Genomic DNA, 17,372 nt, shown 5'->3' with positions numbered 1-17,372 from the left:
CGGGCACCGTTCTACCCGCAAGGCCCGACATCCCCAGCCCGGGGGAGGGATTGCGGGGGCACGCGGTATCCGGCGACAGGCACTGCGGTTAGGATGGCGCGCCCCGCCTGGAAGAGAGCCGCAAGCCGCGCATGAAGATTGAAATCGCCCACCTGCCCCACGACATCATCGAGATCATCTATCCCTCGGAAGTGACGCCGAAGGACGTGACCGAGTACGTCGAGCAACTGAAGAAGGACATCTCGGCCCGTGGGGGCGCGGAGTGGTCCGCGCTGGTGGACCAGTCCAAGCTGCGGGTGATGCCCTCCACGGTGGTGGGGGAGATGGCGCGGCTGAACGCCTACGCCCAGCAGCGCGGCATGAAGCGCTCCGCGCGCGTGGTGCAGGACCCCGGCAGCGGCCTGCAGGCGTGGCGCATGACCAAGAACGCGGGCCTCACCATCCCGGCGAAGACCTTCGAGTCGCGCTCCGAGGCCCTGTCCTGGCTCGAAGCGCCCGACGCCGACTGAAGCCAACCCCCGGCATCCCCTCCCCCCCGTCCTTCCTTGCGACCGCACGGGTCCGCCTACGTCTTCCAGTGACACCCCATTCCTTCGCTGTGTCTGTCGCAGTACCCGTCAGGAGTCACCCCGCATGTCCGTGTCCGCCCCCGCCTACCGAGCGAAGCTGCTCGGCACCCTGTTCTGTACCCTCACCGCCCTGGCCTGTGGGCCGGCCCCCGAGTCGGGCACGCCCGAGCAGCAGCCGCCGCTGACCGAGTCCAGCGCGCCGGTCGTCTACGGCACCGACGACCGCCAGGACGTCTACGCGCACCCCAGCGCGGCCCTGCGGGACCGGGCGCGGCAGTCCACCGTGGCGCTGTTGTTCCCGGAAGACGTCGACACGTCGAACCCGAACAACGTCGTCCTGAACGGCACGACGCTGGACGAGTGGGAGAACCTCTGCACGGACCAGCGCTTCCGCGACGACCCGGCGCCGGCCTTCTGCTCCGGCACGCTCATCGACGATGACCTGGTGCTGACCGCGGGCCACTGCGTGGAGACGGCGGCGGACTGCGCCGACACGCGCCTCGTCTTCAAGTTCTACAAGACGGCGGAAGGCACGCTGGAGACCATCACCAGCCAGGACGTCTTCTCCTGCAAGAGCATCGTGGTGCAGCAGCTGGCGTCGACCAGCGCCGGCGAAATGGACTTCGCCATCATCCGGCTGGACCGCTCGGCGGCGCCGCGCTTCACCCCCGCCCCGGTGCGTGCGGGCAACAACCCCATGACGGTGGGCCAGAACGTGGCCGTCATCGGCAGCGGCAGCGGCATCCCGTTCAAGATCGACTCGGGCGGCTCCGTCCGCACGAACAACGCCACCCTCAAGGACTACTTCGTCGCCACCACGGACACCTTCGCGGGCAACTCCGGCTCCGGCGTGTACGAGACGGCCACCAACACCGTCGCGGGCATCCTGGTGCGCGGCGACACGGACTACGTGCCGCGCACGGGCGCGGGCTGCAACGTGGTCAACGTGTGCAAGGAGACGGCCTGCGGCGGTGAGGAGATCACCTACGTGAGCCAGGCCATCACCGACCTGTGCGCGCGCACCACCAACCAGCGGCTGTGCAACACCACGCCGCCCCCGGCGACGAAGTACGACTTCACCGCGACCAACACCGCCAGCGCCACGCGCAGCACCGTCAACGGCACGGTGACGCTCACGGCCGGCCAGAAGCTCACCGTGGGCACCTGCGGCGTCACCGGCGCGGCCCTGACCAGCGGTGACTCCTGGCTGCGCCTGCGCGGCCCGTCCGGCACGGAGGTCGCCTCCAACGACGACGGGTGCGGCGGCGTCGGTTCGAAGATCACCTACACGGCCACCGTCGCGGGCACCTATGAAGTCCGCGCCGGCTGCTACCAGAACGGCAGCTGCGGCGGCACGGTGGCCTGGGAAATCACCCAGGGCAGCGCGGCCACCCAGGGCTCCTTCGCCTTCGACGTCAGCAACACCGCCAACGCCACCACGGGCACGGCGAACGGCGACGTGACGCTCCAGGCCGGCCAGTCGCTGTCCTTCGGCAGCTGCGGCGTGGCGGGCGCGTCCGGCACGGGTGACACGGTGGTGCGCCTGTTCAACGCGGCCGGCCAGCAGGTGACGTTCAACGACGACGCGTGCGGCTCGCTGTCCCACGCGGCCTACACCGCGCCGGCGAGCGCGGGCGGCACGTACCAGATCCGCGTGGGCTGCTTCGGTAGCAGCGCGTGCAGCGGCACGGTGGCCTGGACCATCCAGTAGCCTTTTCGCGTCCCTGCTTCCCTTCCGGGCCCGTCACTCCCCACTGCTAACGTGGGGAGTGGCGGGCCCGGTGTCTTTTGGCCCGCAGCTCCCCCTCCTTGAGGGGCTTCCCTCCCCACCCGAGGCTTGACACCTGAAAGGGCGGGGTCTAACGCAAGGCGCCATGAGCACACCCCGCTTTCCGCCGTCGCCCCGCCGCCCCGTGAGCACCGAGGGCCCGCTGCGAGTCCTGCTGCTGGAGAACATCCATGCCTCGGCCCAGGAGATGCTGACGGCGGAGGGCTTCCAGGTGGAGCGGCTGTCCGCGGCGCTCAAGCCGGAGGACCTGGCGGAGCGCCTGAAGGGCGTGCACCTGTTGGGCATCCGCAGCAAGACGACGGTGCCGGAGGAGTCCCTGAAGTACGCGGACGACCTCTTGGCGATTGGGGCCTTCTGCATCGGCACCAACCAGGTGGATCTGCTCGCCTCCAGCGTGCACGGCGTGCCGGTGTTCAACGCGCCGTTCAGCAACACGCGCAGCGTGGCGGAGATGGTGCTGGCGGAGGTGGTGGTGCTGACGCGCCAGCTCTTCGACCGCAGCCGCGAGGTGCACACGGGGCAGTGGCGCAAGGTGGCCACGGGCAGCCACGAGGTGCGCGGCAAGACGCTGGGCATCATCGGCTACGGGCACATCGGTTCGCAGCTGGGCGTGCTGGCGGAAGCCCTGGGCATGCGCGTCCTCTACTACGACGTGATGACGAAGCTGCCCCTGGGCAACTCGCGGTCGGTGCCCACGCTGAACGCGCTGCTGGCGGAGTCGGACTTCGTGACGCTGCACGTGCCGGCGCTGGCCTCCACCCATCTGCTGATGGGGCCGGAGCAGCTGGCGGCGATGAAGCCGGGCGCGTGCCTCATCAACGCCAGCCGCGGCACGGTGGTGGACATCCCGGCGCTGGCGCAGGCGCTGCGCTCCAAGCACCTGGGCGGCGCGGCGGTGGACGTGTACCCGGAGGAGCCGGAGGGCAACTCGGACGGCTTCGTGACGGAGCTGCAGGGGCTGCCCAACGTGGTGCTCACGCCGCACATCGGCGGCTCCACGGAGGAGGCGCAGGCGTCCATTGGCAAGGAGGTGGCCACCTCGCTGCTCAAGTTCGTGAAGGGCGGCGCGACGACGGGCGCGGTGAACTTCCCCAACGTGGAGGCGCCCATCAACCCGGGCACCCACCGCATCATCAACGTGCACCGCAACACGCCGGGCGTGCTGCGTGACATCAACCGCATCGTGTCCGACCTCAACGCCAACATCCACGCGCAGGTGCTGAGCACGGACGCCAACGTGGGCTACCTGGTGATGGACCTGGACCAGGACGTGTCCCGCCAGGTGTGCGAGGCCATCGCCGGGCTGGAGACGGACATCAAGACGCGCATCGTGTCGTGAGACGCCGGGCGCTGGACCGCGCCCTCAGGCGTCCAAAATCTTCCCCGGGTTGAGGATGCCCGCGGGGTCCAGGGCGCGCTTGAGGGTGCGCAGCAATTCCATCTCCCCGGGCGCGCGCGTGTAGTCCAGGTAGTCCTTCTTGAGCAGGCCGATGCCGTGCTCGGCGGAGATGCTGCCGCCGTGCTTGCGCACGAGGTCGAACATGGCGTGGTCGGACTGCTTGGCGTGGGCGAAGAAGTCCGCCTTCTCCACCGCGTCCGGCTTCATCACGTTGACGTGCAGGTTGCCGTCGCCAATGTGGCCGAAGAGGCAGATCTCCCAGCCCGGGTAGCGGCTGGCGAAGATGGCATCCAGCTCCGAGCAGAACGCCTCCAGGTTCGCCACCGGCAGCGAGATGTCGTTCTTGTGCAGCACGCCCGTGGCGGAGAGGCTTTCGCTGATGGACTCGCGCAGCGACCACAGCTCCTGCGCCTGCGCGGCCCCTTGCGCCTGGGTGCCGTCGGTGACCAGCCCGCGCTCGAAGAGGGAGCCGAGCCACGCCTCCACCGCCGCCGGGTCGCCGCCCTCGGACTCCAAGAGGACGTAGCAGCCGCTGGGGGCTTCGAAGGGCGAGCGCAGCTTGCGGTGGCGCTGCACGCGGGCCAGGCACTTGTCGGTGAAGAACTCGTAGGCGGACAACACCAGCGGCGCCTGGCGCGCGTCGCGGAACAGCCGCAGCACGGCGGCCACGTCCGGCACCGCGAAGAGGAAGACGTCCTGCTTGCCCGGCAGCCGCGTCAGCTTGAGGGTGGCCTCCGTGATGATGCCCAGCGTGCCCTCGCTGCCGATGAAGAGCTGGCGCAGGTCCGCGCCGGTGTTGTTCTTCTCCAGCGCGCCGTTGAGCTCCAGCACCTGCCCCTGCGCCGTCACCACCTGCAAGCCCAGCACCCACTGCCGCGTGAGGCCGTAGCGGATGACCTTCACGCCGCCCGCGTTGGTGGCGATGTTGCCGCCCACCGTGCTGCTGCCCTTGGAGGCGAAGTCCACCGGCCAGGTGAGCCCATGCGGCGCGCAGTGCTGGTGCACGCCTTCCGTCACCGCGCCGGCCTGCACGCGCACCGTGTTGCCCAGGAGGTCCACGGGCTCCATGCGGGTCATCCGCTTGAGCGACAGCACCACCTCGCCGTGCATGGCCACAGCCCCGCCGGCCAGGCCCGTGCGGCCGCCGGAGGGCACCACCGCGACGCGGTGCTGGTGGCAGAGCGCGACGAAGCGGGCGACCTCGTCCGTGGTGCGGGGGAAGACCACCGCCCCCGGAGCGGGGGCGTACACGCGCGTCCAGTCGCGGCCGTACTCCTGGAGCTCCGCGGGCTCCCGGGTGAGGAAGTCGGCGGGGAAGGACTCGGCGATGGCGCGGAGGAAGTCGGCGGGCAGCGCGGCGGTGGACATGGGTCCCAGGCGTATTGCACCCCCTGGGGCATGACAAGCCCTGCGGCGCCCTGGCGCAGGGCTCCCGACGCAAGCCGGGCCGGGCCGTGGAGGGGGCGGACGGCCATCCCGGGTCCGGGCGCGGGAAACGAGCCAAGGAACCAGGCTCCCTCCGTATAGCGCTCGGACGCCGCGTCTCCGTCGCGGCCCTGCCCTTCCAAGGAACACCTCATGTCGCCGCTCCGCGCACTCGCCCTGCTGGCCACCCTGTCCCTTGCCCCGAGCACCGCCGGGGCCAAGACCCCGCCGGAACAGCCCGTCCCGGGTGTGACCTATGTCTTCGCGTCGGTGGATGCCTACACCGTGGACCTCGCCTCGTTCGACGTCACGGGGACCCTGGTGGGTGAGAGCACGCCACGCACCTTCAGCTTCTGGGCCGGCGGCACCTCGGACTCGGCGAGCAACTCCGTGGAGGCGTCGCGGTGTGACCGGCTGGCGCTGATCGCCATGACCCGGCCCGGGCGCTACCTGTTCTCGTGGAACGAGGGCAACGGCTACACCAGCCTCCCGAAGTGCACGCTGACCCGTCAGTAGCCCCGGCTCCTTCCATGGATACGCGGGTGCGCATGATGCGGGCATGGGTGTGGCTCGCCTTGGGACTCCAGCTCGGCTGCGGTGGCGGCGGCGTGGGTCCCCGGGACCTGGACGGCGACGGCCATCCGGCGGAACTGGACTGCGATGACACGAACCCCACCCGGTGGCTGTCGGTCGTGGGCTACGCGGACACGGACGGAGATGGCCACGGCGAGGCGGGCCAGCCGGTCACCTGCGTGGGCGACACGACGAAGGGGTGGGCCCAGACGGCGAGCGACTGCGCGCCCGGGGACGCCAGCCGCTGGCGCTCCGTGTCAGGCCTGTACCCCGACGTGGACGGCGACGGGGCCACGGAGGCCGGGCCGGTGACGGGCTGCGTGGGGAACACGCTCGCGGGCTATCAAGAGCGGCCGGGGCCACCGGACTGTGATGACAGGGACGCGACCGTGCTGGCGCCAGTCCAGGCATGGGCGGACACGGATGGGGACGGCGTGGGCGCCGGAGCGGCAATCATGTGGTGCCCGGGACAGGGGCGTACACCTCCCAACGGGTACGTGCTCACCTCGGGCGACTGCGCGCCCGGAGACACCCGCCTCTGGCAGAGGCTTTCCTTCACGCACCGGGACGAGGACGGGGACGGCTTCGTCGTGGCGCAGCCAGGCACGCTGTGCTCGGGCGAGCACCTGCCCACGGGCTACGGCACTGAGTCCGGCCCGGCCGACTGCGACGACCACGACGCGAAGCGCACGGCGATGGTCGAGCGCTGGTTGGATCCGGACGGGGACAGCTACGGCGGCGGAGCCCCGGTGCTGCGCTGCGCGGCCCCGGGCGAGCACGTACCGGGAGAGACGATCCTGAGCGGAGACTGCGCGCCGGGTGACGGAACCCGCTGGCAGATCCTGTCCTACGCCTCGCGGGATGGGGACGGCGACGGCTACCTGTCCCCCGCGACGGGCCAGGTGTGCAGCGGCTTCTGGCTGCCCCAGGGCTATTCCCAGGCGGTGCGGAGCGACGACTGCGACGACGGCAACGTGGCCCTGTTCCGCGCCTGGAGCGTCTATGCGGACGCGGATGGGGACGGCGTGGGCGCTGGCGCGGCGACCTCCATCTGTGGCACGGCGACCGTGCCCGCGGGCTACGGCGCGCAGTCCACGGACTGCGCGCCCCAGGACTCCAGCATGTGGCGGATGCTGGGCTTCACCTACCGCGACGCCGACGGCGACACGTACACCGTGGCCCAGAGCGGCGAGCTGTGCGCGGGCGCGGCCCTGCCCGCGGGCTACGCCACCCAGCCGCTGTCGGGCGAGGACTGCGACGACACGAACGCCACCACCTTCCGGAACGTGACGGCCTGGGCGGACACGGACGGAGACGGCGTGGGCGCGGGAGCGTCGACGGTCCTCTGCACCCACGGCCAGGTCCCCAGCCCCTGGTCCGCCACGGGCACGGACTGTGACGCGCAGGACGCGACGCGCTGGCAGGACCTGTCGGCCTCCCACGCGGACCAGGACGGGGACGGCTTCACCGCCCCCATCCCCGCCCAGACCTTCTGCACGGGGAAGGCCTTGCCCGCGCCCTACTTCTCCAAGGCCGTGGGCAACGACTGCGATGACGCGGACGCGGCCCGCTACCGGTGGACCTACCTCTACCGCGACCAGGACGCCGACGGCGTCGGGGCCACGCCCCGGCAGATGACGTGCCTGGGCCCGGCAGTGCTCGCCGGCTGGTCGCTGTATGGGGACGACACGGATGACAACGACGCCGCCGTCCAGACGGACGAGGCCGCCGAGGAGGAGCTGAGCCTCATCCTGGACCTGTGAGCCCTACCCCTTGAGGAAGGCCAGCAATGCTTCGTTGACGACGTCCTTGTTGACGGAGCACATGCCGTGGCTGAAGCCCGGGTAGACCTGGAGCTTCGCGCCCTTCACGAGCGTGGCCGTGATGCGCCCCCCGCCGTCGATGGGGACGATCTGGTCGTCATCGCCGTGCAGCACCAGCGTGGGCACGTCGAAGCGGGCCAGGTCCGCGCGGAAGTCCGTTTCGGAGAAGGCCTTGATGCAGTCGTACTCGGCCTTCAGGCTGCCCATCGCGCCCTGGAGGACGAAGCTCTCCCGCAGCCCCTCCGACACCTTCGCGCCAGGCCGGTTGAAGCCGTAGAACGCCAGGCTCAGCTCCTTGAAGTAGTTGGAGCGGTCCCCGCGCACCCCGGCGCGGATGTCGTCGAAAGCCTTCATGGGCAGACCGTTGGGGTGCCAGTCCGTCTTGATCATGATGGGCGGCACGGCGCTGATGAGCACCACCTTCGCCACGCGCCCGGTGCCGTGGCGCCCGATGTAGCGCGTCACCTCGCCGCCGCCCGTGGAGTGGCCGACGTGGACGGCCTTGTTCAGCCCCAGCGCGGACATCAGCTCCGCCAGGTCGTCCGCATACGTGTCCATGTCATGGCCGCCCCACGGCTGCGACGAGCGCCCGTGCCCCCGGCGGTCATGGGCGATGGTCCGATACCCGCGCTCGGACAGGAACAGCATCTGGTCCTCGAAGGCATCGGACGTGAGCGGCCAGCCGTGCGAGAAGACGACAGGCTGTCCGTCCTTGGGGCCCCAGTCCTTGAAGTAGAGCTGCGTGCCGTCGCGCGTGGTGAGGAAGCTGCCGGAGATCCGGCCCGTCTGCGTTTCGCTGGTCATGTGCCCGTCCTTCGCGGTGGGAAGCCCAACCGCCTGCGACGGTGCGCATCGCCCCCGGGTCCGGGCATTGCCCCTGGGGGTCAGGTCAACGCCCCCGCTTCACGAACGGTGGGCGCCAGGACCCTCGTGCGAGTCACCGCCGCCGCGGTGCCAGTAGGACGCGGCCTTGACCCACTCCGCCGGATGCTTGCGCTCCTCGATGACATAGGTCCGCAGCTCGCGCACCCACTCCGCCTCGCCAGCGATCCACACGAAGCCATCCCCCGCGGGAGGCGTGAACCCGGACAGCGCGCGCCGCAGCAGCTCGCCGTCGCCTGGTCCCGGCTCCCCGCGCACGATCCACGTCGGCTGCCAGGACGCCTTCGTGACGAAGGTCTGCTTCTCCGCGTCGTTCGCCACGACCGCCACGGTCGTCACGGGCACGCCCGGACGCAGCAGTTCGACCCGGCGCCCGAGCGCTGGCAGCGCGCTCTCATCACCCACCAGCAGGTACCAGTCGAAGTCGTCAGGCACGAGCTGCGAGCCCTTCGGTCCGCCGATCTCCAGCGTGGAGCCGACCTGTGCCCCGGCGGCCCATTCCGTCGCGGGTCCGGAGCCGTGCAGGGCGAAGTCGATGATCAGCGTCCTGCTGACGTTGTCGTAGGCGCGCGGCGTGAAGTCACGCATCACCTGTTCCCCCGCCTGCGGGAAGAACAGCTTGATGTGGTCATCCGGCGACGGACTGTTGAAGTCCGCCAGGTCGGGCGACGCGAAGTGGATGCGCCGCATGCGAGGCGTCACGGACTCCACGCGGCTGACCACCAGCCTGCGCCGCCGCAGCTCATGGCGCACGCGAACAATCTGATGCAGGTCCTGGGTGTTCAGGTTCATGAGCGGAGCCTCTCGATCTTCTGCGCGGCCTCGTCGATCAACGCCGCCACGTCGAGCACGACCTTCTTGTCGACGCCGGTCGACAGCGTGTCGAACAGCACGCTCTTCAGGTTCTGCATCGCGCGCCGGACCGGAGCCGCGTCCGTGCGCTCGCGCAGTTCGGCCGTGTCACCAAGCCGCCGCAGCAACCCCTCCACGACCTTCGCGTTCTCCGCGAGCAGCGCCTTGCCCTGCTCCGTGATGGAGAAGAGCTTGCGCTGGGTGTCCGTCGTGTCCGGCTCGCCCACCAGCCCCATGTCCTTGAGCAGGGTGAGCGTGGGGTAGATGACCCCGGGGCTGGGGACGTACCCGCCCCGGCTCAAGCCCTCGATGGCCCGGATCAGGTCGTACCCGTGCCGGGGCTCCTCGTTGATGAGGTGGAGCAGGACGAGCCGCAGCTCGCCGCCCTCGAACATCCGGTGGCGCCCGCCGCCAGGGCCTCCGTGCCGTCCCCGGTGGCCCTCCCCCCGCTCGTGATGCCAGTGCTCCGAGTCGCCCCGGTCTCTTCCGTGTCTGCCGCGCATGTCGTGTCCCTCAGAGGTTCAAGATACCTTCCAGATGGGTCTGAGATATATCTCAGCATTTTCGAAAGCAAGTCGACTTGAGCCACCCGGCCTGCCCGCCTGCTCCCGTAACCCCCTGAAACGACAAGCGGCCCGGGCAGGGTGCCCGGGCCGCAAGGTGTCTTCAGCCGCTGACTGCTGGAGCCGCCGCTACGGGTGGCTGGCCGGGTCCGCGGGGTTGGTGCCCGCGGTCCGCTCGTCCCCGTCGAGGAAGCCGTCCAGGTCCCGGTCGATGCCCACGCGCTGGCCAGAGCCCGGCGGCGTGCAGGTGTACGTCAGCACGCCGTGGTTCGTGGCCACGCCCGAGCGCAGCGTCGCGGACGGCACCAGCGGCAGCGCCGCGCGGTCCGCCTTGAACTGCCCGCTGCCCAGGTAGCGGAAGCCCATCTCGTACGTGCCCGCGCGGCCCTTGGCCACCAGGTCGCACTCGCCCGCGTCCGCGCGCGCCATCAAGAGGTCGATGCGCGAGCCCACCACCGCCGCATTGGTCGAGGTGAGCGTCACCTGCTGTCCGACGACGGGCGCCAGGTTGGTCTCGAAGGCGAACATGTACTGCTCCATGTCCTTCTTCGCCTGGAAGCCCGCGGGCGTGTCCGGGATACCCACCTGGTTGAAGATGGGGTGGAAGTCGAAGCCGCTGTTGAAGAGGAACAGCGTGGGGATGGCGCCGTCGCTGTTGAAGCCCGTGCCGCGCACCTGGTCTCCCAGGAACGGATCCACCGGCGTGTTGCCGAAGGGGAAGCCGGCGCCGAACATGCCGACCTTCTGGTACAGGTTCCGCAGGTGCGGGACCTTGGGGAACAGCGGCTCCGCGTCGAAGGAGCTGCGGCCGTCCGTGCCGAAGAAGCCCTTGAAGGGGCCCTCGCCCGGGTTCGCGTTCACGTCCACGCGGTGACAGGCCTCGCACGCCCCCTGGAAGAAGCTGGTGGTGTTCGTGAAGAAGTCCTTGCCCGCCTGCTGCGAAGCCGTGAGCGAGTTGTCCAGCTCGCGGATGGGGTTGGGCGGGTAGACGACCTGGAGGATGAAGGCGGAGAACTTCTGCATCTCCGCCTCCGTCAGCTGCGAGCTGCGGCCCAGCAGGTCCTTGAACGCGGGGTTGAACTGCTTGAAGGCCGCGACCTCGTCGAAGGTGCCGCTGTTGGGTTGCACGCTGGGCGCGCTGTCCCCGCCGGTGCGGTCCCCGCGCCAGTGCATGGGGCCCTGGTTGGCCATGCCGCGCAGACTCTGCGTGGACAGGGGGCCCTTCATCGGGTGGAACGCCGTGTCCTGGCCGAAGGTGGGGTCCGTGCCGAACTCCGGCAGCACCGGGACGACGGGGTTGTAGCTCGTCTTCACGTCACCGTCCGGGTTGCCCAGGTCCCAGGTGGTGCTGTCGAAGTCGCCGAAGATGTGGCAGCTGCCGCAGGACGAATCGCCGTGGCTGGAGCTGGTGCGCGCGTCGTAGAGGAACGGGCGGCCCTGCACCACGCTGGGCGGCTCCGGGTTGAACATGGGCAGGTGCGCGACCTCCGTCTTCGTCGCGGTGTCGACCACGGAGACGGCGTTGTCGAAGCGGGTGAGCACGTACAGGCGCCCCCGGGCCTCGTCCAGCACCAGGCCGGTGGGGCCGCCGCCGGTCAGCGGAACCTGGTTCGCGGTGCCCGGCGTGAAGGTGCCGGACTCCAGCTGCGAGGTCGCGTACACGCCGAGCTTCGACGAACCGAACGCGGCGACGTAGAGCGTGGCGCCGTTGGACGACACCGCCATGCCCGTGGGCTGCGCGAGGCTCTTCTCGCTCTCCGTGTTGGGCGTGGCCGCGCAGCAGGCCGCGTAGTTGATGTGCGTGTTGAGGTGGCGGGGCGTGACGGAAGGGGCGCTGGGGCCGCCCAGCACGGTGATGCGGCTTTCGTGCAGGTGGCCGCGCAGGCTGCTGCCCGTCATCGTCCCGGGGCCTTCGAAGCGCAGGTCGTTTCGCGCTTCGGTGTTGCTCACGTAGACCTTCCCGCTCACCGGGTTGACGGCCATGTTGAACAGGATGGTGCCCACGCCGGCGTAGGTGCCCGCCGCGCCGGACACCTGCACGGGCGGGTTGGCGGTGGCGGAGATGGCGAACACGTCCTTGTCCGGCAGGGAGAAGCGGACGTACTCGGTCCACGGCCGGTTGAGCACGTCCACCCAGTCCTCGCCGTTGTACTTCACGATGACGGAGACCTCCGGGGCGGGGAGTCCCTGGTGGTTGACGTTGGGGCCGGGGACGCCGCCCACGGACTCGCCGCCGTTGGGCACCAGGCTCTCGTGGACCACGGAGGTGCGGTTGCCGGAGTGGAACGCCGCCGCATAGACGCGGCTGCCGTCCGGCGTGGCCGCGAGCGCGCGAGGCGTGTCACCAAAGAGGCTCAAGCGGGTGAGCGGCGTGCCGCCCAGCGTCGTCCCCAGGTTGTCCGAGTCGAACACCCAGACGTCCGCGCGGCCGATGCCCGGCGTGGTGAGCTGCGGATCAAACCCGGTGTTCTGTCCGCGGTGCGCGGCGGTGATGAACGCGCGCTTCTTGCCGGTGCCCGCGAAGACGATGTCGCGGGGCTCGTCGCCCACGAGCAGCGTGCGCGTCACGCTGCCGCCCTGCCCGTTCGAGTCCACCTTCACGATGCTGACGCTGTCGGACAGGTGGTTGACCACCCAGACCTCGTCGTTGGTGCGCGCGGCGACAGCCACGGGCTCCAGGCCCACGGGCACGGAGCCCTTGTGGGTGAGGCCGCCGGTGCCCACCTGGAAGATCTCCAACCGGTTGTCGGGCGTGTTGACGGCGTAGAGCCACTGGCCATTGGGAGACAGGGCCAGGGGGCGCACCTGGCCACTTTCAAAGACGGTGAAGTGCTGCGCGTGCGACGTGCGGCCGTAGGCGAGGCCCAACAGCAGCATCGCCGCGGACGCGGTGCGCTTGAAGACACGGCGCACCGCCGGGTGTCTGGCTTTCATGATGTCTCTCGGAGAAGGGGCTGGGGACCCGGCTTCACTGTAGATATGGCGTCTGACATTGGGGAACGGGTGGACCCGGACCCGGTGGACCCGTTGCGCGGCGCAACAGGTCCACGTCCATGTACGGAGCGAGGGACGTTTCCTGGTCGGACTCCGGCTACCGGGGCCAGTCGCGCAGGAGCCGTTCGGCGGCACCTTCCTGGTCCCACTGCACGCGGCCGGTCAGCGTCAGGCCCGCGTGCTCGATGCGGATCCGCCGCCACACCGGGGGGCCCGGCACGTAGCGCGCGTCCACGCGGGCCCAGGCCGCGCCGCCAGTGGCCTCCACCATGCGCATCACGCAGGCGTCGAACTCCGCCTCCGGCAACCAGCGCAGCGCGTCCAGCACCTGGTCGGATTCAAAGTGGCGCAGCGCCGACGGATGGCCGGTGACGGCCCTCAAGGCCTGCGGGCCCTTTCCCTCGGGAATGAAGGAGAGGCCCTGCGGGCCCAGGACGCAGAAGCCCTTCCGCTTGCCGAGCTTCGCGGGAAACACCGCCACGGTGTCCAGCCGCACTCCCGCCCGTGCCGCGCCGCGAAGCGGAGGCTGACGGTGCAGCTCCACGAGCAGCGCGACCTCCGGGGCCCTCCGCACGGAGCGCGCATGGAGCCGTCGCTCCCCCTCCACCCGCAGGCCCATGGTGTCTTCCAGCCGGAAGCCGTCGGGAGGAATGGAGCCCAGGCGCACCTCCTGCGGCGCACCGAGCACTGGCGCCCAGATGAGCCGCTCACTGGTGAGCCGGAGCCGGCCCGCGCTCAGGAATTGTGACGCCGTGATGGCCAGGGTGAGCGTGACCAGGAAGCCATTCGCCCAGGAAGTCATTGGCTTGGGGACGAAGAGGAGCAGCAGGAAGCCCAGCGCGGCCAGCGTCCCCACGGCGAGCGTCATCCGCGGCGACAGCTCCTGCTTCCAGGTCGCGGGCCGGCGGATCCGGTCCAGATGCAACCAGGTGTCGTCCTCGAAGACGAGCATTTCGCCCGGCTTCAGCGCCCAGCTCGCCGCGGGCTGGCGCACCAGCGCATCCAACCGCGTCAGCGCCTCCTCCAACGACACGTCCGCCGGCGCCACCGTCAACACGTCCAGCCTGCGCCGGGCCAACCGCTTCAGCCGCTCGCGCTGAGCCGCCAGCGCCCGGGCCTCCCGCAGGACGGGCGTGTCGTCCGGCCAGGCCTCCAGCTCCGCGCGGCGCTGGACGCGCTCCAGTGCCTCCTCCACCGACCGCGATTCGGCCACGAGCGCGGGCACCCGCTCCGGATGCCGCATCAGCGCGCGCCGCCACCGCGGGCCGGACAGCGCCTTGCGCAGCTCCGCATGCGGACGCCGCGCCGCCGCGAGGATTTCCGCGCGGCCCTCCAGCTGACGCTCGACGTCGGCCACCGTGAGGCCAGGAAGGACAGCGCTGGGGCGTGAGCGCTCGGACATCGCGCCGGCCAGCATAGCCCCTCGCGGAACAGGCCGCCGGCAGCGCGCCGTGGACAGTGTCCACGCATCTCCCTGCCGCTACTCCACCGTCGGCTCCAGCTCCAATCGCTCACACTGACGCAGCATCTCCTCCGCGTCGGCGGGTTCGTCGGGCGAGGGAGGCTCCGCCTCGGACCAGGGCACGGACGGCTGGGCCGGCGTTCCCAGCGACTCCTTCAGGAGCGCGATGAGGTCCCTCGCGGGGTCCCTGGGGAACGCGCTCACCCCCTGCAATGGCTGTGACACGGCGGGCGGAAGCTCCGGCACCTCCATCGCGGCGGCCTGGAGCAGCGTCGCGGGCGAAGGCACCGGCCCCACCACCGCCACGGGCTCCGCGGGCAGCAGGTCATCCGGGTCGAAACCGAAGGGCACCTGGGATGCCGCATGCAGCGGCCCCTCCTCACTCTCCACGTCTGGCATCTCCCCCTCCCTCGGAATGCATCGCAGCGTGTTCAGCCGGGGCGTGGGCGCTTCCGGGATCATCGAGGGGGACACCGCATCCGGAGGGACCGGAGTCCCGAGCTCCATCCTGGAAGGCCACAGGGGCACCGGCGGCAGCAGCGTCAGGACCGGCTCACGCAAGGGCAGGGAGCGCACCTGCGCGCCGCCCAGTCCCGCCGCCTTCGCCAGCGCGGCGGAGTGCTCCGACAGCACCCGCTCCGCCCAGGCCTTCAACCACCGCGCCAGGGCCAGCACCCACGCCAGGTGCCGCCGCGCGCGAGGCCGCGCCTCCAGGGCCTCGGCTGGCGGACTTGCGTGCATCGTCACTCCTCCTTCACCGGCATCCGGATGATCAACGGCGCCGTCCCCGTGGCGAGCCCCTCCGACTCCACCGACAGCAGCTCGCCCTCCGCGCGCACCTCCAGCCGGCCCAGCGACTCCACCGGCGGCAGGCGGGGGAAGAGGAACTGCCCCTGCGCGTCCGTGCGCGTGCTCAGTTGCAGCGAAGGCAACGCCACCCACGCATCCTGGATGGGCACGTCACCGGGCCCCACCACCCGACCCAGCAGGGGGGGCGGCGTGGACGGCCCTTCCACCAATGACAGACACCGCACCTCCGCCAGGGGTTTCTCCTTGCGCACCTGCACCCGCAGGCGGAAGGCCGGACGCGGCACCGAGCGCAATCCCGCCCACAGCGCCGCCGGCACCGGGCTCAGGTCCACCTCCAACTCCTTGTCGCTCATGGCCGCGAAGACCAGGTCGCCCAGGAGCCGGTGCGCGCGCTCGGGCGTCTCCGCGCCCACCGTCACCAGATAACAGACGGTGAACTGCAGGGCGCCCCGCTTCCCCGCCCGGGTCAGCGGCGCCGGCCCCAGCTCCAGCAGGTAAAGACAGACACCCCTGTCCAGGGACTCACGGTCAGGCACGCCCAGATAGACAGGCGCTTCCGTGGCAATGCGTCCCACCCACGCCTTCATGCGCAGATCGACTTCGTCGATCATCCTTGGCCCCCCGGTTCCCGGCCTTGAACGCCACGCCACCGTGTCCCTTCATCATACGCTCGCATCGCCCGGAATGGCTGCACATCACCCAGGGGATTGAACAGGACGTCGGTGATTTGACAGGCATTGCACGCATTCCCGGGTCTCTTTGGACGACTCCGCGTGTCGGGAACCGGGCAGTCCACCCACCGCGCGTCGCGGCATCCCGGAAAGCCCGTACGGGATTCGCGCGAGTCGCTTCAATTTCCTTCCGCCTTCCGCGAAGAATGTCCGCTGGGCCGGCATTCACCGTGGAACTTTCGTCATGACGATGGACTCCTCTTCCTTGAGACGACGACACCCTTCGCTTCTTTCCTCCGGCATCACCCTGGGGTGCCTGGCGGTGTTGGGCACCGCCACTCCCGCCCTGGCACAGGACGACGACGCCCCGCACCGGGTGGGCCTGCTGCTGGACGCGGGCGCCCCGCACGGCATTGGCCTGTCCGCGGTGGTGCGTCCCACCAACTGGCTGCGGCTGCACGCGGGCCCCACCACCAACACGCTCAGCTTCGGCGTGCGCGGCGGGCTCACCATCCTGCCGCTGGACACCTTCATCGCGCCCACCCTCAACGCGGAGGCCGGGCACTACTTCGGTTCGGAGTACAGCGAGGTGCTGGACTGGCTGGGCCGTGAGCCGAGCGCCACGTCGGAGGCCATCCGCGACGTCACCTACAACTACGTGACGGGCAGCGTGGGCCTGGAGGTGGGCACGAAGAGCCGCTTCAACTTCTTCTTCAACGTGGGCCTCAGCTACGTGGCGCTCACCGTGCCGGAACCCACGCCGCTCATCCAGGACGCGTCCGGCGACGACAGCGTCACGTCCGGGCCGCTGCACCTGCGCGCCACCATCCCGTCCGTGAAGCTGGGCTTCATCGTCTACTTCTTCTGAGCCAGGAGACCTTCAACCATGCGAACGAAATCCTTCCGCCCCCTCCTGCTCGCTGGCGCCGTGACCCTGTTGGGCACGGGCTGTGATTCGCTCTTCAACATCGAGGTGGAGGCCGAGCGCATCTGCAAGACCGAGAACGACCTGTCCTTCCCCGCGTCCCCGCCCATCAGCGGCTCCGTGGAGCAGACCTTCGAGATTCCGCTGGGTGACTTCGCCAGCGCGCTGCCCGAGGACGCCGACGTGGAGACGGAGCTGCGGCTGAAGCTCTTCGACGCCACCGCCAGCACGGACATCAGCGGCATCGAGCGCGCGAGCCTGTCCGTGCGCAAGCCGGGCTCCGCGGAGTACGTGCTGCTGGGCGAGTTCCGGCGCACGGGCACCAGCGGCTCCACCAACAAGCTCCAGCTCACCAGCAGCGGCGCGGTGGACGTGCTGGACCTGGCCAAGCAGGAGCAGTTGGAGTTCCTCTTCCAGGCCACGGGGTCGCCCCCCACGCAGTCGTGGACCGCGGACGTCGAGGTCTGCGTGGGCGCCAAGGCGAGCGCCAACTACTTCGGCCTGCTGTTCTAGCGCGCCCCTCCCCGCCCCGGACGCACGACGCCGGGGCGGGCCGCGGGGCGAGGGTGTCCACTGGCGCGGGCCGGAAGCTGGACGGGGACGCGCGGCGCCCTTAAGTGGGGTGGGTGGGACGC

At 70.4% G+C, this 17,372-nt stretch carries 15 protein-coding genes; 7 read left to right on the top strand and 8 right to left on the bottom strand.

Features of this window, described 5'->3' with window-relative positions:
• Positions 1 to 131: 131 nt before the first annotated feature.
• The 3 genes from D7X32_RS28135 (at position 132) to serA (ending at position 3,697) form a co-directional block, all read left to right on the top strand.
• A complete protein-coding gene (locus D7X32_RS28135; protein WP_120605651.1) occupies positions 132 to 509 on the top strand; it encodes an STAS/SEC14 domain-containing protein in 378 nt (125 codons plus the stop codon).
• 124 nt (positions 510 to 633) lie between these two features.
• Positions 634 to 2,280: a serine protease gene (locus tag D7X32_RS28130; RefSeq protein ID WP_120605650.1), complete on the top strand. Its 1,647-nt coding sequence runs from the start codon at positions 634 to 636 to the stop codon at positions 2,278 to 2,280.
• Positions 2,281 to 2,443: 163 nt separating this feature from the next.
• Positions 2,444 to 3,697: a phosphoglycerate dehydrogenase gene (gene serA, locus D7X32_RS28125; protein ID WP_120605649.1), complete on the top strand. Its 1,254-nt coding sequence runs from the start codon at positions 2,444 to 2,446 to the stop codon at positions 3,695 to 3,697.
• 24 nt (positions 3,698 to 3,721) lie between these two features.
• Here the strand turns inward: serA and D7X32_RS28120 are convergent, their stop codons facing one another.
• Positions 3,722 to 5,125, bottom strand: a complete 1,404-nt coding sequence (locus D7X32_RS28120) for an FAD-binding oxidoreductase (protein ID WP_120605648.1) — start codon at positions 5,123 to 5,125, stop codon at positions 3,722 to 3,724.
• 210 nt (positions 5,126 to 5,335) lie between these two features.
• Here D7X32_RS28120 and D7X32_RS28115 point away from each other — a divergent pair, with 210 nt between their 5' ends.
• Positions 5,336 to 5,698, top strand: coding sequence for a hypothetical protein (locus D7X32_RS28115; protein WP_120605647.1), 363 nt, complete (start codon positions 5,336 to 5,338; stop codon positions 5,696 to 5,698).
• Positions 5,699 to 5,730: 32 nt separating this feature from the next.
• A complete protein-coding gene (locus tag D7X32_RS28110; RefSeq protein WP_147450299.1) occupies positions 5,731 to 7,518 on the top strand; it encodes a hypothetical protein in 1,788 nt (595 codons plus the stop codon).
• A gap of 3 nt (positions 7,519 to 7,521) precedes the next feature.
• Here D7X32_RS28110 and D7X32_RS28105 read toward each other — a convergent pair whose 3' ends face one another.
• The 7 genes from D7X32_RS28105 to D7X32_RS28075 all read right to left on the bottom strand — a co-directional run bounded on the left by D7X32_RS28105 (position 7,522) and on the right by D7X32_RS28075 (position 15,752).
• Entirely contained in the window at positions 7,522 to 8,382 is an 861-nt protein-coding gene (locus D7X32_RS28105; protein ID WP_120605645.1) for an alpha/beta fold hydrolase, read from the bottom strand.
• Positions 8,383 to 8,481: 99 nt separating this feature from the next.
• Complete coding sequence (locus D7X32_RS28100) at positions 8,482 to 9,252, bottom strand: siderophore-interacting protein (RefSeq protein ID WP_120605644.1); 771 nt, start codon at positions 9,250 to 9,252, stop codon at positions 8,482 to 8,484.
• Positions 9,249 to 9,815, bottom strand: a complete 567-nt coding sequence (locus D7X32_RS28095; protein WP_244239220.1) for a PadR family transcriptional regulator — start codon at positions 9,813 to 9,815, stop codon at positions 9,249 to 9,251. Before D7X32_RS28095 ends, D7X32_RS28100 begins: the two co-directional genes overlap by 4 nt.
• 189 nt (positions 9,816 to 10,004) lie before the next feature.
• Entirely contained in the window at positions 10,005 to 12,809 is a 2,805-nt protein-coding gene (locus D7X32_RS28090; RefSeq protein WP_120605642.1) for a hypothetical protein, read from the bottom strand.
• Positions 12,810 to 12,966: 157 nt separating this feature from the next.
• Entirely contained in the window at positions 12,967 to 14,271 is a 1,305-nt protein-coding gene (locus tag D7X32_RS28085) for a hypothetical protein (RefSeq protein WP_147450298.1), read from the bottom strand.
• 78 nt (positions 14,272 to 14,349) lie between these two features.
• Complete coding sequence (locus D7X32_RS28080; protein ID WP_120605640.1) at positions 14,350 to 15,072, bottom strand: hypothetical protein; 723 nt, start codon at positions 15,070 to 15,072, stop codon at positions 14,350 to 14,352.
• A 2-nt stretch (positions 15,073 to 15,074) separates the two neighbouring features.
• Positions 15,075 to 15,752 (bottom strand): carboxypeptidase-like regulatory domain-containing protein, encoded by a 678-nt coding sequence (locus D7X32_RS28075; RefSeq protein ID WP_120605639.1) that lies wholly within the window; start codon positions 15,750 to 15,752, stop codon positions 15,075 to 15,077.
• Between the two features lie 325 nt (positions 15,753 to 16,077).
• Here D7X32_RS28075 and D7X32_RS28070 point away from each other — a divergent pair, with 325 nt between their 5' ends.
• Positions 16,078 to 16,680, top strand: a complete 603-nt coding sequence (locus D7X32_RS28070) for a hypothetical protein (RefSeq protein WP_244239219.1) — start codon at positions 16,078 to 16,080, stop codon at positions 16,678 to 16,680.
• An 18-nt stretch (positions 16,681 to 16,698) separates the two neighbouring features.
• Positions 16,699 to 17,250: a hypothetical protein gene (locus tag D7X32_RS28065; protein ID WP_120605637.1), complete on the top strand. Its 552-nt coding sequence runs from the start codon at positions 16,699 to 16,701 to the stop codon at positions 17,248 to 17,250.
• Positions 17,251 to 17,372: the final 122 nt, after the last annotated feature.

It is taken from the genome of Corallococcus carmarthensis (assembly GCF_003611695.1).
Taxonomy (GTDB): Bacteria; Myxococcota; Myxococcia; order Myxococcales; family Myxococcaceae; genus Corallococcus; species Corallococcus carmarthensis.
Note: the sequence above shows the minus strand (reverse complement) of the source record. Positions and strands in the feature narration are given on the sequence as shown.